Below are 25,852 nucleotides of genomic sequence, written 5' to 3'. Positions count from 1 at the left end.
TCGTCATGTTTAACAACATCTTAGTTGTCTGTGTCGGCAATATTTGCCGTTCCCCGACGGCGGAACGCTTACTGCAACGTTATCACCCGGAGCTGAATGTGGCATCCGCCGGACTCGGCGCGCTGGTCGGTAAGGGCGCTGATCCTACCGCCATCAGCGTCGCCGCCGAGCATCAACTGTCTCTGGAAGGTCACTGTGCGCGGCAAATCAGCCGCCGCCTGTGTCGCAACTACGACCTGATTTTGACCATGGAAAAGCGTCATATCGAACGCTTATGCGAGATGGCGCCGGAGATGCGCGGCAAAGTGATGCTGTTTGGTCACTGGGATAACGAATGTGAAATCCCCGATCCGTATCGCAAAAGTCGGGAAACGTTTGCAGCGGTGTACACATTACTTGAACGGTCTGCCCGCCAGTGGGCGCAGGCATTGAACGCAGAGCAGGTATAAGAATGACAGAAAAAGTAAAACAACATGCCGCTCCGGTAACGGGCAGTGATGAAATCGATATCGGTCGCCTGGTCGGCACCGTCATTGAAGCGCGCTGGTGGGTGATTGGCATCACCGCCGTGTTCGCCCTCTGTGCTGTGATTTACACCTTCTTCGCCACGCCGATTTATAGCGCCGACGCGCTGGTACAAATCGAACAAAGCGGCGGCAATTCGCTGGTGCAGGACATTGGTTCGGCGTTAGCCAACAAACCGCCAGCCTCGGACGCTGAGATCCAGTTGATTCGTTCGCGTCTGGTACTCGGTAAAACGGTAGACGATCTTGACCTCGATATCGCGGTGAGCAAAAACACCTTCCCGATTTTCGGCGCGGGCTGGGAGCGCCTGATGGGACGCCAGAACGAGACGGTGAAAGTGACCACCTTTAACCGCCCGAAAGAGATGGCGGATCAGGTGTTTACGCTTAATGTGCTGGACAACAAAAACTACACTTTGAGCAGTGATGGCGGCTTTAGCGCCCGTGGGCAAGCGGGCCAGATGCTGAAAAAAGAAGGCGTCACGCTGATGGTTGAAGCCATTCACGCCAGCCCGGGGAGTGAGTTTACCGTCACCAAATACTCCACGCTGGGGATGATCAATCAACTGCAAAACAGTCTGACGGTAACGGAGAACGGCAAAGACGCTGGCGTTTTGAGCCTGACTTATACCGGTGAAGATCGCGAACAGATCCGCGATATTCTTAACAGCATCGCCCGTAACTATCAGGAACAAAATATTGAGCGCAAATCGGCGGAAGCGTCGAAAAGCCTCGCTTTCCTCGCGCAACAATTGCCGGAAGTGCGCAGCCGCCTTGATGTCGCCGAAAACAAACTGAATGCCTTCCGTCAGGATAAAGATTCTGTGGATCTGCCGCTGGAAGCGAAAGCGGTGCTCGATTCGATGGTGAACATCGACGCGCAGCTGAACGAACTGACCTTTAAAGAGGCGGAAATTTCTAAGCTGTTCACCAAAGTTCACCCGGCGTACCGTACTTTGCTGGAGAAACGTCAGGCGCTGGAAGACGAAAAAGCCAAACTTAACGGTCGCGTAACGGCGATGCCGAAAACTCAGCAGGAGATTGTACGCCTGACGCGTGATGTCGAGTCTGGTCAGCAGGTCTATATGCAACTGCTGAATAAAGAGCAGGAGCTGAAAATCACCGAAGCCAGCACCGTTGGCGATGTGCGCATTGTTGACCCGGCAATCACCCAGCCTGGTGTGCTGAAACCGAAGAAAGGGTTGATTATTCTCGGTGCGATTATTCTTGGCCTGATGCTCTCCATTGTTGGTGTGCTGCTGCGCTCGCTGTTTAATCGCGGCATCGAAAGTCCACAAGTGCTGGAAGAACACGGTATTAGCGTCTATGCCAGCATCCCGCTGTCGGAATGGCAGAAAGCGCGCGATAGCGTCAAAACCATCAAAGGGGTTAAACGCTATAAACAGAGCCAGCTACTGGCGGTGGGGAATCCAACCGACCTGGCGATTGAAGCCATCCGCAGTCTGCGTACCAGTTTGCACTTTGCGATGATGCAGGCGCAGAACAATGTGTTGATGATGACCGGGGTTAGCCCGTCAATTGGTAAAACCTTTGTCTGTGCCAACCTGGCGGCGGTGATCAGTCAGACCAATAAACGGGTGTTGTTGATCGACTGCGATATGCGCAAAGGCTATACCCACGAGCTGTTGGGCACCAATAACGTCAATGGCCTGTCGGAAATTCTGATTGGTCAGGGCGATATTACTACCGCTGCTAAACCCACTTCGATTCCCAAATTTGACCTGATCCCGCGCGGTCAGGTGCCGCCAAATCCTTCTGAACTATTGATGAGCGAACGCTTTGCCGAACTGGTGAACTGGGCGAGTAAAAACTACGACCTGGTGTTGATTGATACGCCGCCGATTCTGGCGGTAACCGATGCAGCGATTGTTGGTCGTCACGCCGGAACCACGTTGATGGTAGCGCGTTATGCAGTCAACACCTTAAAAGAAGTGGAAACCAGCCTGAGCCGCTTTGAGCAAAACGGTATTCCGGTGAAAGGGGTGATTCTGAACTCCATCTTCCGCCGCGCCAGCGCGTATCAGGATTATGGCTATTACGAATACGAATATAAGTCGGATGCGAAATAACGACACCTGTATTCGCACCGCCCCGTAGGCCGGATAAGGCGCTCACGCCGCATCCGGCAAGCAAACCAGCTCATAAGTCGGGAGAACAACCTATGAAAGACAATCCGCTGATCTCAATCTATATGCCGACCTGGAACCGCCAACAACTGGCGATTCGGGCGATAAAATCGGTCCTGCGCCAGGACTACAGTAACTGGGAGATGATCATCGTGGATGATTGCTCCACCTCCTGGGAACAGCTGCAACAGTACGTCAGCGCCCTCAACGATCCGCGTATCACCTACATTCACAACGATATTAACAGCGGGGCGTGCGCGGTACGTAACCAGGCAATTATGCTGGCGCAAGGGGAATATATCACCGGGATCGATGATGATGATGAATGGACACCCAACCGCCTGAGCGTCTTCCTCGCCCATAAACAGCAACTGGTCACTCATGCGTTCTTGTATGCCAACGACTACGTTTGCCAGGGCGAAGTTTATTCCCAACCGGCAAGCCTGCCGCTGTATCCCAAATCACCCTATTCACGTCGCCTGTTCTACAAACGCAATATCATTGGCAATCAGGTCTTTACCTGGGCGTGGCGTTTCAAAGAGTGTTTGTTCGATACCGAACTGAAAGCAGCACAGGATTACGACATCTTCCTGCGGATGGTGGTGGAGTACGGCGAACCGTGGAAAGTGGAAGAGGCGACGCAGATCCTGCATATCAATCACGGTGAAATGCAGATCACCTCGTCACCGAAAAAATTCTCCGGATACTTCCACTTTTACCGCAAGCACAAAGACAAATTTGACCGCGCCAGCAAAAAATATCAATTGTTTACCCTCTACCAGATCCGCAATAAACGCATGACCTGGCGGACTTTGTTGACGCTACTGTCGGTGCGTAACGGCAAACGTCTGGCTGATGGAATACGGGGGCGTTAAGGATGCTGGAAGATCTGCGCGCCAACAGCTGGAGTTTACGCCCGTGCTGCATGGTTCTTGCCTATCGCGTTGCTCATTTTTGTTCGGTGTGGCGCAAAAAGAACGTCCTCAACAATCTGTGGGCGGCCCCGCTGCTGGTGCTGTATCGCATTATCACCGAATGCTTTTTCGGTTATGAAATCCAGGCCGCCGCGACCATTGGCCGACGCTTTACTATCCATCACGGTTACGCCGTAGTGATCAATAAAAACGTGGTCGCGGGGGATGATTTCACCATTCGCCACGGCGTCACTATCGGCAATCGGGGTGCCGATAACATGGCATGTCCACACATTGGTAACGGTGTCGAACTCGGTGCCAACGTCATTATTCTTGGTGATATCACGCTTGGTAACAACGTCACCGTGGGCGCGGGCAGCGTGGTGCTCGACTCTGTCCCGGACAACGCGCTGGTGGTGGGAGAAAAAGCGCGAGTGAAGGTAATTAAATGAATATTCTGCAATTTAATGTGCGACTGGCGGAAGGCGGGGCGGCAGGTGTGGCGTTAGATCTCCACCAGCGCGCGCTGCAACAGGGGCTGGCGTCACATTTTGTCTACGGCTACGGCAAAGGCGGCAAAGAGAGCGTCAGCCATCAGAACTACCCGCAGGTCATCAAACATACGCCGCGGATGACCGCGATGGCGAACATTGCGTTGTTTCGTCTGTTTAATCGCGATCTGTTCGGTAATTTCAATGAGTTATATCGCACCATTACTCGCACACCGGGTCCGCTGGTTCTGCATTTTCATGTGCTGCACAGCTATTGGTTGAATCTTAAGAGCGTGGTGCGCTTTTGCGAAAAAGTGAAAAACCACAAACCAGACATCACTCTGGTCTGGACGCTGCATGATCACTGGAGCGTTACCGGGCGCTGCGCCTTTACCGACGGTTGCGAAGGCTGGAAAACGGGCTGCCAGAAATGCCCGACCTTAAATAACTATCCTCCGGTGAAGATTGATCGCGCGCACCAGTTGGTGGCGGGTAAACGCCAGTTGTTCCGCGAGATGCTGGCGCTGGGCTGTCAGTTTATTTCCCCCAGCCAGCATGTGGCTGACGCTTTCAATAGCCTGTACGGGCCAGGGCGTTGCCGGATTATCAATAACGGTATTGATATGGCAACCGAAGCGATTCTGGCGGATTTGCCTCCGGTGCGCGAAACCCAGGGCAAGCCGAAAATCGCGGTGGTGGCGCATGACCTGCGTTACGACGGCAAAACTAACCAGCAACTGGTGCGCGAGATGATGGCGCTGGGAGACAAAATCGAACTGCATACCTTCGGTAAGTTCTCGCCGTTCACCGCTGGTAATGTGGTCAATCACGGCTTTGAAACCGACAAACGTAAGCTGATGAGCGCGCTCAATCAAATGGACGCGCTGGTCTTCAGTTCTGGTGTCGATAACTACCCGCTGATTTTGTGTGAGGCGCTATCGATTGGTGTGCCGGTGATTGCTACCCATAGCGACGCAGCGCGGGAAGTACTGCAAAAATCCGGCGGTACAACCGTCAGCGAAGAAGACGTGCTGCAACTGGTGCAGTTAAGCAAACCGGAAATCGCGCAGGCGATATTTGGTACTACGTTGGCTGAGTTCAGCCAACGTAGCCGCGCCGCCTACAGTGGACAACAGATGCTGGAGGAGTATGTCAACGTCTATCAGAATCTGTAGCTACCTGTTGCTGCCGCTGATTTACCTGCTGGTTAACGTCAAAATTGCCCAACTTGGCGAAAGTTTTCCCATCACCATCGTCACTTTTTTACCTGTCTTGCTGCTGCTGTTTTTAGAGCGCATCAGCGTTAAAAAATTGATGATTGCCTTAGGAATCGGCGCGGGGCTCACGGCGTTTAACTATTTGTTTGGTCAGTCTTTGGATGCCAGTAAATACGTCACTTCAACCATGCTGTTTGTCTATATCGTGATCATTATTGGCATGGTGTGGAGCATTCGCTTTAAAACGATCTCGCCACACAACCATCGCAAGATATTACGTTTCTTTTATCTGGTGGTTGGGCTGGTGGTGGCGCTGGCGGCGGTGGAGATGGCGCAAATTATTCTCACCGGCGGCAGCAGTATTATGGAGTCGATTTCGAAATATCTGATTTACAGCAACAGCTATGTACTGAATTTCATTAAATTCGGCGGTAAGCGAACTACGGCACTTTATTTCGAACCGGCATTTTTCGCTCTGGCGTTAATCTCAATTTGGCTCAGTATCAAACAGTTTGGTATCAAAACGCCTAAAACTGATGCTATGATTCTCGCAGGAATAATATTATCCGGATCGTTTTCAGGTGTTATGACCTTTATCCTGTTTTATTTGCTGGAGTGGGCATTTCAGTATCTGAATAAAGAAGCGATTAAGAAAAAGTTACCGTTAGCATTGATTTCTCTGGCTGTATTCCTGATTGGTGTGGTAATCGCGTTTCCTTATATTTCCACCCGTCTGGGAGATTTAGGCACAGAAGGGTCGTCATCGTATTATCGTATTGTCGGCCCGCTGGTGATGGTCGGTTATTCTTTGACCCATATTGACGGTGTAGTCAGATTTGGCTCACTTTATGAATATGTCGCATCATTCGGAATATTTAACGGTGCGGATGTCGGAAAAACCATAGACAATGGTTTGTATCTGCTGATTATTTATTTTTCCTGGTTCGCGGTGTTTTTATCTCTGTGGTACATGGGGAAAGTGATAAAAATGATGCTCAACGCTTTTGGCGATAATCGTAATTTTCGCGTGCAGCTTTATCTTTTTACGCCGGTATCGCTGTTTTTTACCGGTTCGATATTTAGCCCGGAATATGCTTTTTTAATCGTCTGTCCGTTTATTTTGCGAAAAGCGTTAAATATTACGAGGTAAGAATAAGAACATGTTGCTTAGCATAATCACTGTCGCGTTTCGTAACCTCGAAGGGATAGTCAAAACACATGCCTCGCTGGCGCATCTGGCGCAGGCTGACGATATCAGCTTCGAATGGATTGTTGTCGATGGCGGTTCCAACGACGGCACCCGTGAGTATCTGGAAAACCTCAATGGTATCTATAACCTACGCTTTGTCAGCGAGCCAGATAACGGTATCTACGACGCCATGAACAAGGGCATTGCGATGGCACAAGGCAAGTTCGCGTTGTTTCTCAACTCGGGCGATATTTTTCATCAGGATGCCGCAATTTTTGTCCGTAAGTTAAAAATGCAAAAAGATAACGTGATGATCACCGGCGATGCGCTGCTGGATTTTGGCGACGGGCATAAAATTAAACGTAGCGCCAAACCGGGCTGGTATATTTATCACAGCCTGCCCGCCAGTCATCAGGCGATATTTTTCCCGGTATCCGGTTTGAAAAAATGGCGTTATGACCTGGAATATAAAGTTTCTTCCGATTACGCCCTGGCAGCCAAAATGTATAAAGCCGGTTATGCATTTAAAAAACTCAATGGTCTGGTGTCTGAATTTTCTATGGGTGGGGTATCTACCACTAATAATATGGAATTGTGTGCCGACGCGAAAAAAGTCCAACGGCAGATATTACATGTGCCTGGCTTCTGGGTAGAATTATCCTGGCATTTACGCCAGCGCACGACGGGTAAGACTAAAGCCTTATATAACAAACTTTGAATATAAGGAATACCAATGCAAGATTTAAGCGGTTTCTCGGTGCCGAAAGGGTTCCGGGGCAGCAATGCTATTAAAGTGCAATTATGGTGGGCGGTACAGGCAACATTATTTACCTGGTCGCCGCAAATATTCTATCGCTGGCGGGCTTTTTTATTACGTTTATTCGGCGCAAAAATAGGAAAAAACGTAGTTATTCGTCCGTCAGTAAAAATTACCTATCCGTGGAAATTAACCTTAGGTGATTACGCGTGGGTCGGCGATGAGGTCAATTTATATACCCTCGGTGAAATAACCATTGGCGCAAATTCGGTGATATCGCAAAAAAGTTATTTATGCACCGGTAGCCACGACCATGCAAGTAGTCATTTCACCATTAACGCCACGCCCATTGTGATTGGTGAGAAATGCTGGCTGGCAACCGATGTCTTTGTTGCCCCTGGCGTCACGATCGGCGATGGCACCGTCGTGGGTGCGCGAAGCAGTGTTTTTAAATCGCTTCCGGCAAATGCCATTTGCCGGGGGAATCCCGCAGTGGTGATACGCGAACGCGTTGAAACTGAATAAATTCAAAAAATACAGAGGAATAAGACATGTCAAAAGTCGCTCTCATCACCGGTGTAACCGGACAGGATGGTTCTTACCTGGCAGAATTGCTGCTGGAGAAAGGTTACGAAGTGCATGGCATTAAGCGTCGTGCATCGTCATTCAACACCGAGCGCGTGGATCATATTTATCAGGATCCACACACCTGCAACCCGAAATTCCATCTGCATTATGGCGACCTGAGTGATACCTCCAACCTGACGCGCATTTTGCGTGAAGTACAGCCGGACGAAGTATACAACCTGGGTGCGATGAGCCACGTTGCGGTTTCTTTTGAATCCCCTGAATACACCGCAGACGTTGATGCGATGGGCACGCTGCGTCTGCTGGAGGCGATCCGTTTTCTCGGTCTGGAAAAGAAAACCCGTTTCTATCAAGCCTCCACTTCTGAACTTTACGGTCTGGTGCAGGAAATCCCGCAGAAAGAGACCACGCCGTTCTACCCGCGATCTCCGTATGCGGTCGCCAAACTGTACGCCTACTGGATCACCGTTAACTACCGTGAATCCTACGGCATGTACGCCTGCAACGGCATTCTGTTTAACCATGAATCTCCGCGCCGTGGCGAAACCTTCGTCACCCGCAAAATCACCCGCGCAATCGCCAACATCGCCCAGGGGCTGGAGTCGTGCCTGTACCTCGGCAATATGGATTCCCTGCGTGACTGGGGCCATGCCAAAGACTACGTAAAAATGCAGTGGATGATGCTGCAACAGGAACAACCGGAAGATTTCGTAATTGCTACCGGCGTTCAGTACTCCGTGCGTCAGTTCGTGGAAATGGCGGCGGCACAACTGGGTATCAAACTGCGCTTTGAAGGTACGGGCGTTGAAGAGAAGGGCATTGTGGTTTCCGTCACCGGGCATGACGCGCCGGGCGTTAAACCGGGCGATGTGATTATCGCCGTTGACCCGCGTTACTTCCGTCCTGCTGAAGTAGAGACGCTGCTCGGCGACCCGACCAAAGCGCACGAAAAACTGGGCTGGAAACCAGAAATCACCCTCAGAGAGATGGTGTCTGAAATGGTGGCTAATGACCTCGAAGCGGCGAAAAAACACTCTCTGCTGAAATCTCACGGCTACGACGTGGCGATTGCGCTGGAGTCATAAGCATGAGTAAACAACGCATTTTTATCGCTGGCCATCGCGGGATGGTCGGTTCCGCCATCAGGCGGCAGCTCGAACAGCGCGGTGATGTGGAACTGGTATTACGCACCCGCGACGAGCTGAACCTTCTGGATAGCCGTGCGGTGCATGATTTCTTTGCCAGCGAGCGCATTGACCAGGTCTATCTGGCGGCAGCGAAAGTGGGCGGCATTGTCGCCAACAACACCTATCCGGCGGATTTCATCTACCAGAACATGATGATTGAGAGCAACATCATTCACGCCGCGCATCAGAACGACGTGAACAAACTGCTGTTTCTCGGATCGTCCTGTATCTACCCGAAACTGGCAAAACAGCCGATGGCAGAAAGCGAGTTATTGCAGGGTACGCTGGAGCCGACCAACGAGCCTTATGCCATTGCCAAAATTGCCGGGATCAAACTGTGCGAATCTTACAACCGCCAGTATGGACGCGATTACCGCTCGGTTATGCCGACTAACCTGTACGGGCCGCACGACAACTTCCATCCGAGTAACTCGCACGTGATCCCGGCATTGCTGCGCCGCTTCCACGAGGCGACGGCACAGAATGCGCCGGACGTGGTGGTGTGGGGCAGCGGTACACCGATGCGTGAATTTCTGCATGTCGATGATATGGCGGCAGCAAGCATTCACGTGATGGAGCTGGCGCACGAAGTCTGGCTGGAAAATACCCAGCCGATGCTGTCGCACATTAACGTCGGCACCGGCGTTGACTGCACCATTCGCGAACTGGCGCAAACCATCGCCAAAGTGGTGGGTTACAAAGGTCGGGTGGTTTTTGATGCCAGCAAACCGGACGGTACGCCGCGCAAACTGCTGGATGTGACGCGCCTGCATCAGCTTGGCTGGTATCACGAAATCTCACTGGAAGCGGGGCTTGCCAGCACTTACCAGTGGTTCCTTGAGAATCAAGACCGCTTTCGGGGGTAATGATGTTTTTACGTCAGGAAGACTTTGCCACGGTAGTGCGCTCCACACCGCTTGTCTCTCTCGACTTTATTGTCGAGAACAGTCGCGGCGAGTTTCTGCTTGGCAAAAGAACCAACCGCCCGGCGCAGGGTTACTGGTTTGTGCCGGGAGGGCGCGTGCAGAAAGACGAAACGCTGGAAGCCGCATTTGAGCGGCTGACGATGGCGGAACTGGGGCTGCGTCTGCCGATAACAGCAGGCCAGTTTTACGGCGTCTGGCAGCACTTTTATGACGATAACTTCTCTGGCACGGATTTCACCACTCACTATGTGGTGCTCGGTTTTCGCTTCAGGGTAGCGGAAGAAGAGCTGTTACTGCCGGATGAGCAGCATGACGATTACCTCTGGTTGACGCCGGACGCGTTGCTCGCCAGTGACAATGTTCACGCTAACAGCCGCGCCTATTTTCTCGCTGAGAAGCGTACCGGAGTACCCGGATTATGAAAATACTGGTCTACGGCATTAACTACTCGCCGGAGTTAACAGGTATCGGCAAATATACCGGTGAGATGGTCGAATGGCTGGCGGCGCAAGGTCATGAGGTGCGGGTCATTACCGCGCCGCCTTACTACCCGCAGTGGCAGGTGGGGGAGAACTATTCTGCCTGGCGTTACAAACGAGAAGAGGGCGTGGCTACGGTGTGGCGCTGCCCGCTGTATGTGCCAAAACAGCCGAGCACCCTGAAACGCTTGTTGCATCTCGGCAGTTTTGCCGCCAGCAGTTTTTTCCCGTTGATGGCGCAACGTCGCTGGAAGCCGGATCGCATTATCGGCGTGGTGCCAACGCTGTTTTGCACACCGGGAATGCGCCTGCTGGCGAAACTCTCTGGCGCGCGTACCGTGCTGCATATTCAGGATTACGAAGTGGATGCCATGCTGGGACTGGGTCTTGCCGGAAAAGGCAAAGGCGGCAAAGTGGCACAGCTGGCAACGGCGTTCGAACGTAGCGGACTGCATAACGTCGATAACGTCTCCACCATTTCGCGCTCAATGATGAATAAAGCTGTCGAAAAAGGCGTGGCGGCGGAAAAGGTCATCTTCTTCCCCAACTGGTCGGAAATCGCCCGTTTTCAACATGTCGCAGAGGCTGATGTTGACGCCCTTCGTAACCAGCTTGGCCTGCCGGATAACAAAAAAATCATTCTTTATTCCGGCAATATTGGTGAAAAGCAGGGGCTGGAAAACGTTATTGAAGCCGCCGATCGCCTGCGCGATGAACCGCTGATTTTTGCCATTGTCGGGCAGGGCGGCGGCAAAGCGCGGCTGGAAAAAATGGCGCAGCAGCGTGGACTGACCAATTTGCAGTTTTTCCCGCTGCAATCGTATGACGCTTTACCCGCACTGCTGAAGATGGGCGATTGCCATCTGGTAGTGCAAAAACGCGGCGCGGCAGATGCCGTATTGCCGTCGAAACTGACCAATATTCTGGCGGTAGGCGGTAACGCGGTGATTACCGCAGAAGCCCATACAGAACTGGGGCAGCTTTGCGAAACCTTTCCGGGAATTGCGGTTTGCGTAGAACCGGAATCGGTCGAGGCGCTGGTGACGGGGATTTGTCAGGCGCTCCTGCTGCCCAAACACAACACGGTGGCACGTGAATATGCCGAACGCACGCTCGATAAAGAGAACGTGTTACGTCAATTTATAAATGATATTCGGGGATAATTATGGCGCAGTCGAAACTCTATCCAGTCGTGATGGCAGGTGGCTCCGGTAGCCGCTTATGGCCGCTTTCCCGCGTACTTTATCCCAAGCAGTTTTTATGCCTGAAAGGCGATCTCACCATGCTGCAAACCACCATCTGCCGCCTGAACGGCGTGGAGTGCGAAAGCCCGGTGGTGATTTGCAATGAGCAGCACCGCTTTATTGTTGCGGAGCAGCTGCGTCAACTGAACAAACTTACCGAGAACATTATTCTCGAACCGGCAGGGCGTAACACTGCACCGGCCATTGCGCTAGCGGCGCTGGCGGCAAAACGTCATAGCCCGGAGAGCGACCCGTTAATGCTGGTATTGGCGGCGGATCATGTGATTGCCGATGAAGACGCGTTCCGCGCCGCCGTGCGTAACGCCATGCCGTATGCTGAAGCAGGCAAACTGGTGACTTTCGGCATTGTGCCGGATCTACCTGAAACCGGATATGGCTATATTCGTCGCGGTGAAGTATCGGCGGGTGAGCAGGATACTGTGGCCTTTGAAGTGGCGCAGTTTGTCGAAAAACCGAATCTGGAAACCGCGCAGGCCTATGTGGCAAGCGGCGAATATTACTGGAACAGCGGCATGTTCCTGTTCCGCGCCGGACGTTATCTCGAAGAACTGAAAAAATATCGCCCGGATATTCTCGATGCCTGTGAAAAAGCGATGAGCGCCATCGATCCGGATCTCGATTTTATACGGGTGGATGAAGAAGCGTTTCTCGCCTGCCCGGAAGAGTCGGTGGATTACGCGGTCATGGAACGCACGGCAGACGCCGTTGTGGTGCCGATGGATGCGGGCTGGAGCGATGTCGGCTCCTGGTCTTCATTATGGGAGATCAGCGCCCACACCGCCGAGGGCAACGTTTGCCACGGCGATGTGATTAATCACAAAACTGAAAACAGCTACGTGTATGCCGAATCTGGCCTGGTCACCACCGTCGGGGTGAAAGATCTGGTGGTAGTGCAGACCAAAGATGCGGTGCTGATTGCCGACCGTAACGCGGTGCAGGATGTGAAAAAAGTGGTCGAGCAGATCAAAGCCGATGGCCGCCATGAGCATCGGGTACATCGCGAAGTGTATCGCCCGTGGGGCAAATATGACTCTATCGACGCAGGCGACCGCTACCAGGTAAAACGCATCACCGTGAAACCCGGTGAGGGCTTGTCGGTACAGATGCACCATCACCGCGCGGAACACTGGGTGGTGGTCGCGGGAACGGCAAAAGTCACCATTGACGGTGATATCAAACTGCTAGGTGAAAACGAGTCCATTTATATTCCCCTGGGGGCGACGCACTGCCTGGAAAACCCGGGGAAAATTCCGCTCGATTTAATTGAAGTGCGCTCCGGCTCTTATCTCGAAGAGGATGATGTGGTGCGCTTCGCGGATCGCTACGGACGGGTGTAAACGCCTTATCCGACCTACGGTTCGGATTTGTAGGCCTGATAAGACGCGGCAGCGTCGCATCAGGCAATGAATGCCGAACCGCGATGTAAATAACGACAAAAACAAAATTGGCCGCTTCGGTCAGGGTCAACTATTGCCTGAAAAAGGGTAACGACATGAAAAAATTAACCTGCTTTAAAGCCTATGATATTCGCGGAAAATTAGGTGAAGAACTGAATGAAGATATCGCCTGGCGCATTGGTCGTGCCTATGGCGAATTTCTTAAACCGAAAACCATTGTATTAGGCGGTGATGTCCGCCTCACCAGCGAAACCTTAAAACTGGCGCTGGCAAAAGGTTTACAGGATGCGGGCGTCGATGTGCTGGATATCGGCATGTCCGGCACTGAAGAGATCTATTTCGCCACGTTCCATCTCGGCGTGGCTGGCGGCATTGAAGTTACCGCCAGCCATAACCCGATGGATTACAACGGCATGAAACTGGTGCGCGAAGGGGCTCGCCCTATCAGCGGTGATACCGGACTGCGCGACGTCCAGCGTCTGGCAGAAGCCAACGACTTTCCTCCCGTTGATGAAACAAAACGCGGTCGCTATCAGCAAATCAATCTGCGTGACGCTTACGTTGATCACCTGTTCGGTTATATCAACGTCAAAAACCTCACGCCGCTCAAGCTGGTAATCAACTCCGGGAACGGCGCAGCGGGTCCGGTGGTGGACGCTATCGAAGCCCGCTTTAAAGCCCTCGGCGCACCGGTGGAATTGATCAAAGTGCACAACACGCCGGACGGCAATTTCCCCAACGGTATTCCTAATCCTTTGCTGCCGGAATGCCGCGACGACACCCGCAATGCGGTCATCAAACACGGCGCGGATATGGGCATTGCCTTTGATGGCGATTTTGACCGCTGTTTCCTGTTTGACGAAAAAGGGCAGTTTATTGAGGGCTACTACATTGTCGGCATGCTGGCAGAAGCGTTCCTCGAAAAAAATCCCGGCGCGAAGATCATCCACGATCCACGTCTCTCCTGGAACACCGTTGATGTGGTGACTGCCGCAGGCGGCACACCGGTGATGTCGAAAACCGGACACGCCTTTATTAAAGAACGTATGCGCAAGGAAGACGCCATCTACGGTGGCGAAATGAGCGCGCACCATTACTTCCGTGATTTCGCTTACTGTGACAGCGGCATGATCCCGTGGCTGCTGGTCGCCGAACTGGTGCGCGACCGGATGGCGGCATTCCCGGCAAGCGGTGAAATCAACAGCAAACTGGCGCAACCCGTTGAGGCTATTGACCGTGTGGAACAGCATTTTATCCGTGAGGCGCTGGCGGTGGATCGCACCGATGGCATCAGCATGACCTTTGCCGACTGGCGCTTCAACCTGCGCTCCTCCAACACCGAACCGGTGGTGCGGTTGAATGTGGAATCGCGCGGTGATGTGCCGTTGATGGAAGCGCGAACGCGAACTCTGCTGACGTTGCTGAACGAGTAATGTCATTACTTTCCCCCTCCCCCTGACGCTCTACTGCCTGCGGAGAGAAGAGAGCACGGAACTTTCTTCTCCCCTCGCCCCTTTGGGGAGAGGGCCGGGGTGAGGCGACAATAGAACAGGAACAACGATGACAAATCTAAAAAAGCGCGAGCGAGCGAAAACCAATGCATCGTTAATCTCTATGGTGCAACGCTTTTCAGATATCACCATCATGTTTGCCGGGTTATGGCTGGTTTGCGAAGTCAGCGGACTGTCATTCTTCTACATGCACCTGTTGGTGGCGCTGATTACGCTGGTGGTATTCCAGATGCTGGGCGGCATCACCGATTTTTATCGCTCATGGCGCGGTGTTCGGGCAGCGACAGAATTTGCCCTGTTGCTACAAAACTGGACGTTAAGCGTGATTTTCAGCGCCGGACTGGTGGCGTTCAACAATGATTTCGACACGCAACTGAAAATCTGGCTAGCGTGGTATACGCTGACCAGCATCGGACTGGTGGTTTGCCGTTCGTGCATTCGTATTGGTGCGGGCTGGTTGCGTAATCATGGCTATAACAAGCGGATGGTCGCGGTGGCGGGGGATTTAGCTGCCGGACAAATGCTGATGGATAGTTTCCGTAATCAGCCGTGGTTAGGGTTTGAAGTGGTGGGCGTTTACCACGACCCGAAACCGGGCGGCGTTTCTAACGACTGGGCGGGTAACCTGCAACAGCTGGTCGAGGATGCGAAAGCGGGCAAGATTCATAACGTCTATATCGCGATGCAGATGTGCGACGGCGCGCGAGTGAAAAAACTGGTTCATCAACTGGCGGACACCACCTGTTCGGTGCTGCTGATCCCCGATGTTTTTACCTTCAACATTCTCCATTCCCGTATCGAAGAGATGAACGGCGTACCGGTGGTGCCGCTGTATGACACGCCGCTTTCCGGGGTTAACCGCCTGCTAAAACGTGCGGAAGACATTGTGCTGGCGACGCTGATCTTGCTGCTGATCTCCCCGGTGCTGTGCTGCATTGCGCTGGCGGTGAAACTCAGTTCACCGGGGCCGATTATCTTCCGCCAGACTCGCTACGGCATGGACGGCAAGCCGATCAAAGTGTGGAAGTTTCGCTCCATGAAAGTGATGGAGAACGACAAAGTCGTGACTCAGGCGACGCAGAACGATCCGCGCGTCACCAAAGTGGGGAACTTTCTGCGCCGCACCTCGCTGGATGAACTGCCGCAGTTTATCAATGTGCTGACTGGGGGGATGTCGATTGTCGGTCCACGTCCGCACGCAGTGGCGCATAACGAGCAGTATCGCCAGCTTATTGAAGGCTACATGCTGCGCCATAAAGTGAAACCGGGCATTACCGGTTGGGCGCAGATCAACGGCTGGCGCGGCGAAACCGACACGCTGGAGAAAATGGAAAAACGCGTCGAGTTCGACCTTGAGTACATCCGCGAATGGAGCGTCTGGTTCGATATCAAAATCGTTTTCCTGACGGTATTCAAAGGCTTCGTTAACAAAGCGGCATATTGATATGAGCTTACGTGAAAAAACCATCAGCGGCGCGAAGTGGTCGGCGATTGCCACGGTGATCATCATTAGCCTCGGGCTGGTACAGATGACCGTGCTGGCGCGGATTATCAATAACCACCAGTTCGGCCTACTTACCGTGTCGCTGGTGATTATCGCGCTGGCAGATACGCTTTCTGACTTCGGTATCGCTAACTCGATTATTCAGCGAAAAGAAATCAGCCATCTTGAACTCACTACGCTGTACTGGTTGAACGTCGGGCTGGGGATCGTGGTGTGCGTGGCAGTGTTTTTGTTGAGTGATGTCATCGGCGACGTGCTGAATAATCCGGATCTGGCACCGTTGATTAAAACATTGTCGCTGGCGTTTGTGGTGATCCCCCACGGGCAACAGTTCCGCGCGTTGATGCAAAAGGAGCTGGAGTTCAACAAAATCGGCATGATCGAAACTAGCGCGGTGCTGGCGGGCTTTACTTTTACGGTGGTTAGCGCCCATTTCTGGCCGCTGGCGATGACCGCGATCCTCGGTTATCTGGTCAATAGTGCGGTGAGAACGCTGCTGTTTGGCTACTTTGGTCGCAAAATTTATCGTCCCGGTCTGCATTTCTCGCTGGCGTCGGTGGCACCGAACTTACGCTTTGGTGCCTGGCTGACGGCGGACAGCATCATCAACTATCTCAATACTAACCTTTCGACGCTGGTGCTGGCGCGTATTCTCGGCGCGGGCGTGGCGGGGGGCTACAACCTGGCCTATAACGTGGCCGTTGTACCGCCGATGAAGCTGAACCCGATCATCACCCGCGTGCTGTTTCCAGCGTTTGCCAAAATTCAGGACGATACCGAAAAGCTGCGCGTGAACTTCTACAAGCTGCTGTCGGTAGTGGGAATTATCAACTTCCCGGCGCTGCTGGGGCTGATGGTAGTGTCGAATAATTTTGTGCCGCTGGTCTTTGGCGAAAAGTGGAACAGCATTATTCCGGTGCTGCAATTGCTGTGTGTGGTGGGGCTGCTGCGTTCGGTGGGTAACCCGATTGGTTCGCTGCTGATGGCGAAAGCGCGGGTGGATATTAGCTTTAAATTCAACGTATTCAAAACTTTTCTGTTTATTCCGGCGATTGTTATCGGTGGGCAGATGGCGGGCGCGATCGGCGTCACGCTCGGCTTCCTGCTGGTGCAGATTATCAACACCATTCTGAGCTACTTCGTGATGATTAAACCGGTGCTCGGTTCCAGCTATCGGCAGTACATCCTGAGTTTGTGGCTACCGTTTTATCTCTCGCTTCCGACGCTGGTGGTCAGTTATGCACTGGGCATTGTACTGAAAGGGCAACTGGCGCTGGGGATGCTGCTGGCGGTGCAAATAGCCGCGGGCGTGCTGGCGTTTGTGGTGATGATTGTGCTGTCGCGCCATCCGTTGGTGGTGGAAGTGAAGCGTCAGTTTTGTCGTAGCGAAAAAATGAAAATGCTTTTACGGGCGGGGTGAATGGTTGTTTTAGGCTCCGGCAATAAAAACAACAACATAATCTTACCTGGCATCAAATTTATGAGGAAAAAATGAAATTACTTATTCTGGGCAACCACACTTGCGGCAATCGTGGCGACAGCGCCATCCTGCGCGGCTTACTTGATGCCATCAATATCCTCAATCCACATGCCGAAGTGGACGTCATGAGCCGCTATCCGGTCAGTTCTTCCTGGCTGCTCAACCGCCCGGTAATGGGCGACCCGCTGTTCCTGCAAATGAAACAACACAACAGCGCAGCGGGCGTTGTCGGGCGCGTTAAAAAAGTCCTCCGTCGCCGCTACCAGCATCAGGTATTGCTCTCACGCGTCACCGACACTGGCAAGTTGCGTAATATCGCCATCGCCCAGGGATTCACTGACTTCGTGCGCCTGCTGTCAGGTTACGACGCCATTATTCAGGTCGGCGGATCGTTTTTTGTCGATCTCTACGGCGTGCCGCAGTTTGAACACGCGCTTTGCACGTTTATGGCGAAAAAGCCGCTGTTTATGATTGGTCACAGCGTCGGCCCGTTCCAGAATGAGCAATTCAACCAACTGGCGAACTACGTTTTCGGTCACTGCGACGCGTTGATCCTGCGCGAATCGGTCAGCCTCGATCTGATGAAACGCAGCAATATCACTACCGCAAAAGTCGAACATGGCGTCGATACCGCCTGGCTGGTCGATCATCACACCGAAGATTTCACCGCCAGCTATGCCGTTCAACACTGGCTGAATATTGCCGCACAACAGAAAACGGTGGCAATTACCCTGCGCGAGCTGGCGCCGTTCGACAAACGTCTCGGCACCACTCAACAAGCGTATGAGCAAGCCTTTGCCGGGGTGGTCAATCGCATTCTCGATGAAGGGTATCAGGTGATTGCGCTCTCCACCTGCACGGGCATCGATAGCTATAACAAAGACGACCGTATGGTGGCGCTCAATCTGCGCCAGCACATCAGCGATCCTGCCCGTTACCACGTAGTGATGGATGAACTTAATGATCTGGAAATGGGCAAAATTCTGGGAGCCTGTGAACTCACCGTCGGTACGCGCCTGCACTCTGCCATTATCTCGATGAACTTTGCCACTCCGGCAATTGCCATCAACTACGAACATAAATCCGCCGGGATTATGCAGCAGTTGGGACTGCCAGAGATGGCAATTGATATCCGTCATTTATTAGACGGCAGCCTGCAAGCGATGGTTGCGGATACCTTAGGCCAGCTTCCGGCGCTGAACGCACGACTTAACGAAGCCGTCAGTCGCGAACGTCAGACGGGAATGCAGATGGTGCAGTCAGTGCTGGAACGCATCGGGGAGGTGAAATGAAGGTCGGCTTCTTTTTACTGAAATTTCCGCTGTCGTCGGAAACCTTCGTCCTCAACCAAATTACCGCGTTTATTGATATGGGCTTTGAGGTGGAGATTGTCGCGCTACAAAAAGGTGACACCCAGAATACCCACGCGGCATGGACGAAATATAACCTTGCCGCCAGAACCCGCTGGTTGCAGGACGAACCACAAGGCAAAGTAGCGAAACTGCGCCACCGTGCCAGCCAGACCTTACGCGGCATTCATCGTAAAAATACCTGGCAGGCGCTTAACCTCAAACGCTATGGTGCCGAGTCGCGGAACCTGATTTTGTCTGCCATTTGCGGCCAGGTCGCAACACCGTTTCATGCCGATGTGTTCATCGCTCATTTTGGCCCTGCGGGGGTAACCGCAGCAAAATTACGCGAACTGGGTGTCATTCGCGGCAAAATCGCTACCATTTTCCATGGTATTGATATCTCCAGTCGGGAAGTGCTCAATCATTACACTCCCGAATATCAACAACTGTTTCGCCGTGGCGACCTGATGTTGCCAATAAGCGATCTGTGGGCAGGGAGATTGCAAAAGATGGGCTGCCCGACGGAAAAAATCGCTGTATCGCGCATGGGGGTGGACATGAATCGCTTTAGCCCTCGTCCGGTTAAAATGCCAGGAACACCGCTAGAGATTATTTCCGTTGCTCGTTTAACCGAGAAAAAAGGCCTGCATGTGGCGATCGAAGCCTGCCGTCAGCTCAAAGAGCAGGGCGTGGCATTTCGCTATCGCATTCTCGGCATCGGCCCGTGGGAGCGGCGTTTACGCACGCTCATCGAACAGTATCAACTGGAAGATGTGGTGGAGATGCCAGGCTTTAAACCGAGCCACGAAGTTAAGGCGATGCTCGACGACGCGGATGTCTTTCTGCTGCCTTCAGTCACGGGCGCGGATGGCGATATGGAAGGGATACCCGTGGCATTGATGGAAGCGATGGCGGTCGGCATTCCGGTCGTTTCTACTCTGCATAGCGGCATTCCGGAACTGGTGGAGGCCGATAAATCGGGTTGGCTGGTGCCTGAGAACGATGCTCGCGCACTGGCGCAACGGCTGGCGGCGTTTAGCCAACTGGATACCGACGAACTGGCTCCGGTTGTCAAACGTGCTCGCGAAAAAGTCGAAAATGATTTTAACCAGCAGGTGATCAATCGAGAGTTAGCCAGCTTGCTGCAAGCTTTATAGAGGAGAACGCATGTCATTTAAAACAATCTCCCGACGCACCTTCCTGACGGCAAGCTCCGCGCTTGCCTGCCTCCATACCCCTTTCGCCCGTGCACTTCCCGCCCGACAAAGCGTAAATATCAACGACTACAATCCACACGACTGGATCGCCTCATTTAAACAAGCCTTTAGCGAAGGGCAAACGGTCATCGTGCCTGCCGGATTTGTTTGCGACAACATCAACACCGGCATCTTCATCCCTCCTGGCAAAACCTTACACATTCTCGGTAGCCTGCGCGGCAACGGCAGAGGGCGATTTGTCTTACAGGACGGCAGCCAGGTGACAGGGGAGGAGGGCGGCAGTATGCATAACATCACACTGGATGTGCGTGGCTCTGACTGCACCATCAAAGGGCTGGCGATGAGCGGATTTGGCCCGGTAACGCAGATTTATATCGGCGGCAAAAATAAACGGGTTATGCGCAACCTGACCATCGATAACCTGACCGTGAGCCATGCTAATTACGCCATCTTACGCCAGGGATTTCATAACCAGATTATCGGTGCCAACATCACCAATTGTAAGTTCAGCGACTTACAGGGCGACGCCATCGAATGGAACGTGGCAATCAACGACCGCGATATTTTAATTTCCGACCACGTAATAGAACGTATCAACTGTACTAATGGCAAAATCAACTGGGGCATCGGCATAGGCCTTGCGGGAAGTACCTACGATAATAACTATCCAGAAGACCAGGCGGTGAAAAACTTTGTCGTGGCGAATATTACAGGATCGGATTGTCGACAGCTGATTCATGTTGAAAATGGTAAACATTTCATTATCCGTAATATCAAAGCGCGCAATATTACGCCTGATTTCAGCAAGAAAGCCGGTATTGATAACGCCACTGTAGCGATATATGGATGTGATAACTTTGTTATTGACAATATAGAAATGGTTAATAGTGCCGGGATGTTAATCGGCTACGGCGTCATTAAAGGCAGGTATCTCTCCATACCGCAAAACTTCAGACTGAATAATATTCACCTTGATAATACTGACCTTGCCAGGAAATTGCGCGGGATACAAATTTCAGCAGGTAACGCTGTCTCCTTTGTTGCACTGACCAATATTGAGATGAAACGTGCTTCTCTGGAGCTACACAACAAACCGCAGCACCTTTTTATGCGTAATATCAATGTGATGCAAGAATCTTCGGTTGGCCCGGCATTGACCATGAACTTTGACTTGCGTAAGGATGTCCGTGGGACATTTATGGCAAAGAACGAGACGCTACTGTCACTGGTAAATGTTCATGCGGTGAATGAAAAAGGACAAAGCTCTGTCGATATCGACAGGATTAATCACCATATCGTTAATGTGGAAAAGATAAACTTCAGGCTACCGAAACGGGAACGATAGATTTGCGACCATTCCTGGAAAAATGGCACCATACTTAAGAATAACGCTACTGCAATCCTGGACAAAGCGGCGTAACATCGGAAGGAAATCAGTAATCAATTCAGGGTAATTGATGCTGGCGAAAAAAATCGAACAAGCTATAATTCAGCAACCATTTTACAGGTGGATGAAATAATGACGAATTTAAAAGCAGTTATTCCTGTAGCGGGTCTTGGGATGCATATGTTGCCTGCCACTAAGGCGATTCCTAAAGAGATGCTACCCATCGTCGATAAGCCAATGATTCAGTACATTGTTGACGAGATTGTGGCTGCAGGAATCAAAGAAATCCTCCTGGTAACTCATGCGTCTAAAAACGCGGTCGAAAACCACTTCGACACCTCTTATGAATTAGAATCTCTCCTTGAGCTGCGCGTGAAGCGACAGCTGCTGGCAGAAGTGCAGTCCATCTGCCCACCGGGTGTGACCATTATGAACGTGCGTCAGGGCGAACCATTAGGTTTAGGCCACTCCATTTTGTGTGCCCGGCCGGCTATTGGTGATAATCCATTTGTCGTCGTACTACCCGATGTGGTTATTGATGATGCCAGCGCCGATCCGTTGCGTTACAACCTTGCAGCAATGATTGCGCGCTTCAATGAAACTGGTCGCAGTCAGGTATTGGCAAAACGTATGCCGGGTGACCTCTCTGAATACTCCGTCATCCAGACTAAAGAGCCGCTGGATCGCGAAGGTAAAGTCAGCCGCATCGTTGAATTTATCGAAAAACCCGATCAGCCGCAGACGCTGGACTCAGACATTATGGCCGTAGGTCGTTATGTGCTTTCTGCCGATATTTGGCCGGAACTGGAGCGCACTCAGCCAGGTGCATGGGGACGTATTCAGCTAACAGATGCCATTGCTGAACTGGCGAAAAAACAGTCCGTTGACGCAATGCTGATGACTGGTGACAGTTACGATTGTGGTAAGAAAATGGGCTATATGCAGGCGTTTGTAAAATATGGGCTGCGCAACCTGAAAGAAGGGGCGAAGTTCCGCAAAGGCATTGAGAAGTTGTTAAGCGAATAACGAAAATCTGACAGGAAGTGTCGGTCAGTAAGAAATTAAAAACGGCAGTGAAGATTCATAGCATAAGTTTTGCGCATTGAATTTTCCTGCCGTTGTTTTTTATGAATTTCAATAATAACAATGAGTTAGCAAGCAGCTTCGCGTCAAACTTTTCCAGGATTTTCCTTGTTTCTATGGCTGTTTGGTAAGACAATTAGCGTTTGAATTTTTCGGATTTGGCACGAGCGAGTTAGGTTCGTCATATCGTAGTCATGCACGCAGTGCTCTGGTAGCTGTTAAGCCAGGGGCGGTAGCGTGCACTAATGCCTCTATTAATCAATTCTGGAGCAGTCTATTTCACAGCATGCTCTATAGCTATATGGAATAAAAAAGTGAAGATACTTGTAACTGGTGGCGCAGGGTTTATTGGCTCTGCTGTAGTTCGTCACATTATAAATAATACGCAGGACAGTGTTGTTAATGTCGATAAATTGACTTACGCCGGAAACCTGGAATCGCTCGCTGAAGTTTCTGATTCTGAACGTTATTCATTTGAGCATGCAGATATCTGCGATGCCGTAGCTATGGCGCGTATTTTCGCACAGCACCAGCCAGACGCGGTGATGCACCTGGCGGCAGAGAGCCACGTTGACCGTTCAATAACTGGCCCTGCGGCATTTATTGAAACCAATATTGTGGGTACTTATGTTCTTTTAGAAGCAGCGCGCAATTACTGGTCTGCTCTGAATGATGAAAAGAAAAAAAGTTTCCGCTTTCATCATATTTCTACTGATGAAGTGTATGGTGATTTACCCCATCCGGATGAAGTAAATAATAACGAAGCGTTACCGCTATTTACGGAAACGACAGCCTACGCGCCAAGTAGCCCGTATTCTGCTTCTAAAGCTTCCAGCGATCATTTGGTACGCGCATGGAAGCGAACTTATGGTTTACCGACTATTGTGACTAATTGCTCTAACAATTATGGTCCTTATCATTTCCCGGAAAAACTTATTCCATTGGTTATTCTGAATGCTCTGGAAGGTAAGGCATTACCTATTTATGGCAATGGGGATCAAATTCGCGACTGGTTGTATGTAGAGGATCATGCTCGTGCGTTATATACCGTCGTAACCGAAGGTAAAGCGGGTGAAACGTATAACATTGGTGGACACAACGAAAAGAAAAACATCGATGTAGTGCTCACAATTTGTGATTTGCTGGATGAGATTGTACCGAAAGAGAAATCTTATCGTGAGCAAATTACTTATGTTGCCGATCGCCCAGGGCATGATCGCCGTTATGCAATTGATGCCGATAAAATTAGCCGCGAATTGGGCTGGAAACCGCAAGAAACGTTTGAGAGCGGTATTCGTAAAACGGTGGAATGGTATCTGGCTAATACAAATTGGGTTGAGAATGTGAAAAGCGGTGCTTATCAGTCGTGGATTGAACAAAACTATGAGGGCCGCCAGTAATGAATATCCTGCTTTTCGGCAAAACAGGGCAGGTGGGTTGGGAACTGCAACGTGCTCTGGCACCGCTAGGTAATCTGATTGCTCTTGATGTTCACTCCACTGATTATTGTGGCGATTTCAGCAACCCCGAAGGTGTGGCTGAAACTGTCAAAAAAATTCGCCCTGATGTTATTGTTAATGCGGCTGCTCACACTGCAGTAGACAAAGCGGAATCAGAACCGGATTTCGCACAATTACTTAACGCGACAAGCGTCGAAGCGATTGCAAAAGCCGCTAATGAAGTCGGAGCCTGGGTAATTCATTACTCAACTGACTACGTCTTCCCTGGAACTGGTGACATGCCATGGCTGGAGACTGATGCAACAGCACCGCTAAATGTCTACGGTGAAACCAAGCTAGCTGGGGAAAAAGCGTTACAAGAACATTGCGCAAAGCATCTTATTTTCCGTACCAGCTGGGTATACGCTGGTAAAGGAAATAACTTTGCCAAAACAATGTTACGTCTGGCAAAAGAACGCGAAGAGTTGGCTGTAATAAACGATCAATTTGGCGCACCAACGGGTGCTGAATTGCTGGCTGATTGCACTGCTCATGCCATTCGTGTGGCAGTAAACAAACCCGAAGTTGCTGGTTTGTACCATCTGGTTGCTGGTGGCACAACAACCTGGCACGATTATGCCGCTCTGGTATTTGAAGAAGCGCGCAAAGCGGGGATCAACCTTGCTCTTAACAAACTCAACGCCGTGCCAACAACGGCCTATCCCACACCAGCCCGTCGACCCCATAACTCTCGCCTCAATACAGAAAAGTTTCAGCAGAACTTTGCGCTTGTCTTACCTGACTGGCAGGTGGGCGTGAAACGTATGCTCAACGAATTATTTACGACTACGGCAATTTAACAAATTTTTGCATCTCGCTCATGATGCCAGAGCGGGATGAATTAAAAGGAATGGTGAAATGAAAACGCGTAAAGGTATTATTTTGGCGGGTGGGTCTGGTACTCGTCTTTATCCTGTGACGATGGCAGTAAGTAAACAACTGCTGCCGATTTATGATAAGCCGATGATTTATTATCCGCTTTCAACGCTTATGTTGGCGGGTATTCGCGATATTCTTATTATCAGTACGCCACAGGATACGCCGCGTTTCCAACAATTGTTGGGGGACGGGAGCCAGTGGGGGCTTAATTTACAGTATAAAGTACAACCGAGTCCGGATGGCCTGGCGCAAGCGTTTATCATTGGTGAAGACTTTATTGGCGGTGATGATTGTGCACTCGTGCTTGGCGATAATATCTTCTATGGACACGACTTGCCGAAATTAATGGAAGCGGCTGTTAACAAAGAAAGCGGTGCAACGGTATTTGCTTATCACGTTAATGATCCTGAACGTTATGGTGTCGTGGAGTTTGATAAGAGCGGAACAGCCATTAGTCTTGAAGAAAAACCATTAGAGCCAAAAAGCAATTATGCTGTAACCGGACTTTATTTCTATGACAATGACGTTGTAGAAATGGCGAAAAACCTTAAGCCTTCTGCCCGTGGTGAACTGGAAATTACCGATATTAACCGTATTTATATGGAACAAGGACGTTTGTCTGTCGCTATGATGGGGCGTGGTTATGCATGGCTGGATACAGGGACGCATCAAAGCCTTATTGAAGCAAGCAACTTCATTGCAACGATTGAAGAGCGTCAGGGATTAAAGGTATCTTGCCCGGAAGAGATTGCTTACCGTAAAGGGTTTATTGATGCTGAGCAAGTAAAGGTATTAGCCGAGCCGCTGAAGAAAAATGCTTATGGTAAGTATCTGCTAAAAATGATTAAAGGTTATTAAT

23 protein-coding genes are annotated in these 25,852 nt (G+C 51.3%); all 23 read left to right on the top strand.

The genetic code is table 11. The annotated features are described in order from the left end of the window. Positions 1 to 5 precede the first annotated feature (5 nt). The 23 genes from wzb (at position 6) to rfbA (ending at position 25,851) form a co-directional block, all read left to right on the top strand. Positions 6 to 449: a low molecular weight protein-tyrosine-phosphatase Wzb gene (gene wzb / locus FC814_RS06305; RefSeq protein WP_105280182.1), complete on the top strand. Its 444-nt coding sequence runs from the start codon at positions 6 to 8 to the stop codon at positions 447 to 449. 2 nt (positions 450 to 451) lie between these two features. Then, entirely contained in the window at positions 452 to 2,614 is a 2,163-nt protein-coding gene (wzc, locus tag FC814_RS06300) for a tyrosine-protein kinase Wzc (protein ID WP_137325671.1), read from the top strand. 92 nt (positions 2,615 to 2,706) lie between these two features. After that, positions 2,707 to 3,546, top strand: a complete 840-nt coding sequence (wcaA, locus tag FC814_RS06295) for a colanic acid biosynthesis glycosyltransferase WcaA (RefSeq protein ID WP_000654494.1) — start codon at positions 2,707 to 2,709, stop codon at positions 3,544 to 3,546. A 2-nt stretch (positions 3,547 to 3,548) separates the two neighbouring features. Next, entirely contained in the window at positions 3,549 to 4,037 is a 489-nt protein-coding gene (wcaB, locus tag FC814_RS06290) for a colanic acid biosynthesis acetyltransferase WcaB (RefSeq protein ID WP_000888740.1), read from the top strand. Next, a complete protein-coding gene (gene wcaC / locus FC814_RS06285; RefSeq protein WP_137325670.1) occupies positions 4,034 to 5,251 on the top strand; it encodes a colanic acid biosynthesis glycosyltransferase WcaC in 1,218 nt (405 codons plus the stop codon). The genes wcaB and wcaC overlap by 4 nt, the downstream gene beginning before the upstream one ends. After that, positions 5,226 to 6,443, top strand: a complete 1,218-nt coding sequence (wcaD, locus tag FC814_RS06280; RefSeq protein WP_000107803.1) for a colanic acid polymerase WcaD — start codon at positions 5,226 to 5,228, stop codon at positions 6,441 to 6,443. Before wcaC ends, wcaD begins: the two co-directional genes overlap by 26 nt. 10 nt (positions 6,444 to 6,453) lie before the next feature. Then, positions 6,454 to 7,200: a colanic acid biosynthesis glycosyltransferase WcaE gene (wcaE, locus tag FC814_RS06275; protein ID WP_137325669.1), complete on the top strand. Its 747-nt coding sequence runs from the start codon at positions 6,454 to 6,456 to the stop codon at positions 7,198 to 7,200. A 15-nt stretch (positions 7,201 to 7,215) separates the two neighbouring features. Beyond that, positions 7,216 to 7,764, top strand: coding sequence for a colanic acid biosynthesis acetyltransferase WcaF (gene wcaF / locus FC814_RS06270; protein ID WP_137325668.1), 549 nt, complete (start codon positions 7,216 to 7,218; stop codon positions 7,762 to 7,764). A 26-nt stretch (positions 7,765 to 7,790) separates the two neighbouring features. After that, positions 7,791 to 8,912 (top strand): GDP-mannose 4,6-dehydratase, encoded by a 1,122-nt coding sequence (gene gmd, locus FC814_RS06265; RefSeq protein ID WP_000048207.1) that lies wholly within the window; start codon positions 7,791 to 7,793, stop codon positions 8,910 to 8,912. Between the two features lie 2 nt (positions 8,913 to 8,914). Beyond that, positions 8,915 to 9,880, top strand: a complete 966-nt coding sequence (gene fcl / locus FC814_RS06260) for a GDP-L-fucose synthase (protein WP_000043606.1) — start codon at positions 8,915 to 8,917, stop codon at positions 9,878 to 9,880. Between the two features lie 2 nt (positions 9,881 to 9,882). Next, positions 9,883 to 10,362: a GDP-mannose mannosyl hydrolase gene (gene gmm, locus FC814_RS06255; RefSeq protein WP_137325679.1), complete on the top strand. Its 480-nt coding sequence runs from the start codon at positions 9,883 to 9,885 to the stop codon at positions 10,360 to 10,362. Next, on the top strand, positions 10,359 to 11,582 hold the full coding sequence (gene wcaI, locus FC814_RS06250; RefSeq protein WP_137325667.1) for a colanic acid biosynthesis fucosyltransferase WcaI: 1,224 nt from the start codon (positions 10,359 to 10,361) through the stop codon (positions 11,580 to 11,582). The genes gmm and wcaI overlap by 4 nt, the downstream gene beginning before the upstream one ends. A gap of 2 nt (positions 11,583 to 11,584) precedes the next feature. After that, on the top strand, positions 11,585 to 13,021 hold the full coding sequence (cpsB, locus tag FC814_RS06245) for a mannose-1-phosphate guanyltransferase (RefSeq protein ID WP_000079280.1): 1,437 nt from the start codon (positions 11,585 to 11,587) through the stop codon (positions 13,019 to 13,021). Between the two features lie 155 nt (positions 13,022 to 13,176). Further along, the gene (gene cpsG / locus FC814_RS06240; RefSeq protein ID WP_137325666.1) at positions 13,177 to 14,514 is read left to right on the top strand and encodes a colanic acid biosynthesis phosphomannomutase CpsG; all 1,338 of its coding nucleotides are present in this window, start codon (positions 13,177 to 13,179) and stop codon (positions 14,512 to 14,514) included. A 127-nt stretch (positions 14,515 to 14,641) separates the two neighbouring features. Further along, on the top strand, positions 14,642 to 16,036 hold the full coding sequence (gene wcaJ, locus FC814_RS06235; RefSeq protein ID WP_137325665.1) for an undecaprenyl-phosphate glucose phosphotransferase: 1,395 nt from the start codon (positions 14,642 to 14,644) through the stop codon (positions 16,034 to 16,036). Position 16,037: 1 nt separating this feature from the next. Beyond that, entirely contained in the window at positions 16,038 to 17,516 is a 1,479-nt protein-coding gene (gene wzxC, locus FC814_RS06230; protein ID WP_137325664.1) for a colanic acid undecaprenyl disphosphate flippase WzxC, read from the top strand. A gap of 71 nt (positions 17,517 to 17,587) precedes the next feature. Then, complete coding sequence (gene wcaK / locus FC814_RS06225) at positions 17,588 to 18,868, top strand: colanic acid biosynthesis pyruvyl transferase WcaK (RefSeq protein ID WP_137325663.1); 1,281 nt, start codon at positions 17,588 to 17,590, stop codon at positions 18,866 to 18,868. After that, entirely contained in the window at positions 18,865 to 20,085 is a 1,221-nt protein-coding gene (gene wcaL, locus FC814_RS06220; RefSeq protein WP_105289995.1) for a colanic acid biosynthesis glycosyltransferase WcaL, read from the top strand. The genes wcaK and wcaL overlap by 4 nt, the downstream gene beginning before the upstream one ends. A gap of 10 nt (positions 20,086 to 20,095) precedes the next feature. Continuing rightward, positions 20,096 to 21,490, top strand: coding sequence for a colanic acid biosynthesis protein WcaM (gene wcaM, locus FC814_RS06215; RefSeq protein ID WP_137325662.1), 1,395 nt, complete (start codon positions 20,096 to 20,098; stop codon positions 21,488 to 21,490). A 174-nt stretch (positions 21,491 to 21,664) separates the two neighbouring features. Then, positions 21,665 to 22,558, top strand: a complete 894-nt coding sequence (gene galF / locus FC814_RS06210; RefSeq protein WP_000183032.1) for a UTP--glucose-1-phosphate uridylyltransferase GalF — start codon at positions 21,665 to 21,667, stop codon at positions 22,556 to 22,558. Positions 22,559 to 22,929: 371 nt separating this feature from the next. Further along, positions 22,930 to 24,015: a dTDP-glucose 4,6-dehydratase gene (rfbB, locus tag FC814_RS06205; RefSeq protein WP_105289997.1), complete on the top strand. Its 1,086-nt coding sequence runs from the start codon at positions 22,930 to 22,932 to the stop codon at positions 24,013 to 24,015. Next, the gene (rfbD, locus tag FC814_RS06200) at positions 24,015 to 24,914 is read left to right on the top strand and encodes a dTDP-4-dehydrorhamnose reductase (RefSeq protein ID WP_032225613.1); all 900 of its coding nucleotides are present in this window, start codon (positions 24,015 to 24,017) and stop codon (positions 24,912 to 24,914) included. The genes rfbB and rfbD overlap by 1 nt, the downstream gene beginning before the upstream one ends. A 58-nt stretch (positions 24,915 to 24,972) precedes the next feature. After that, a complete protein-coding gene (rfbA, locus tag FC814_RS06195) occupies positions 24,973 to 25,851 on the top strand; it encodes a glucose-1-phosphate thymidylyltransferase RfbA (protein ID WP_137325661.1) in 879 nt (292 codons plus the stop codon). Position 25,852: the final 1 nt, after the last annotated feature.

Source organism: Escherichia sp. MR (genome assembly GCF_005280595.1).
GTDB classification, from domain to species: domain Bacteria; phylum Pseudomonadota; class Gammaproteobacteria; order Enterobacterales; family Enterobacteriaceae; genus Escherichia; species Escherichia ruysiae.
Note: the sequence above shows the minus strand (reverse complement) of the source record. Positions and strands in the feature narration are given on the sequence as shown.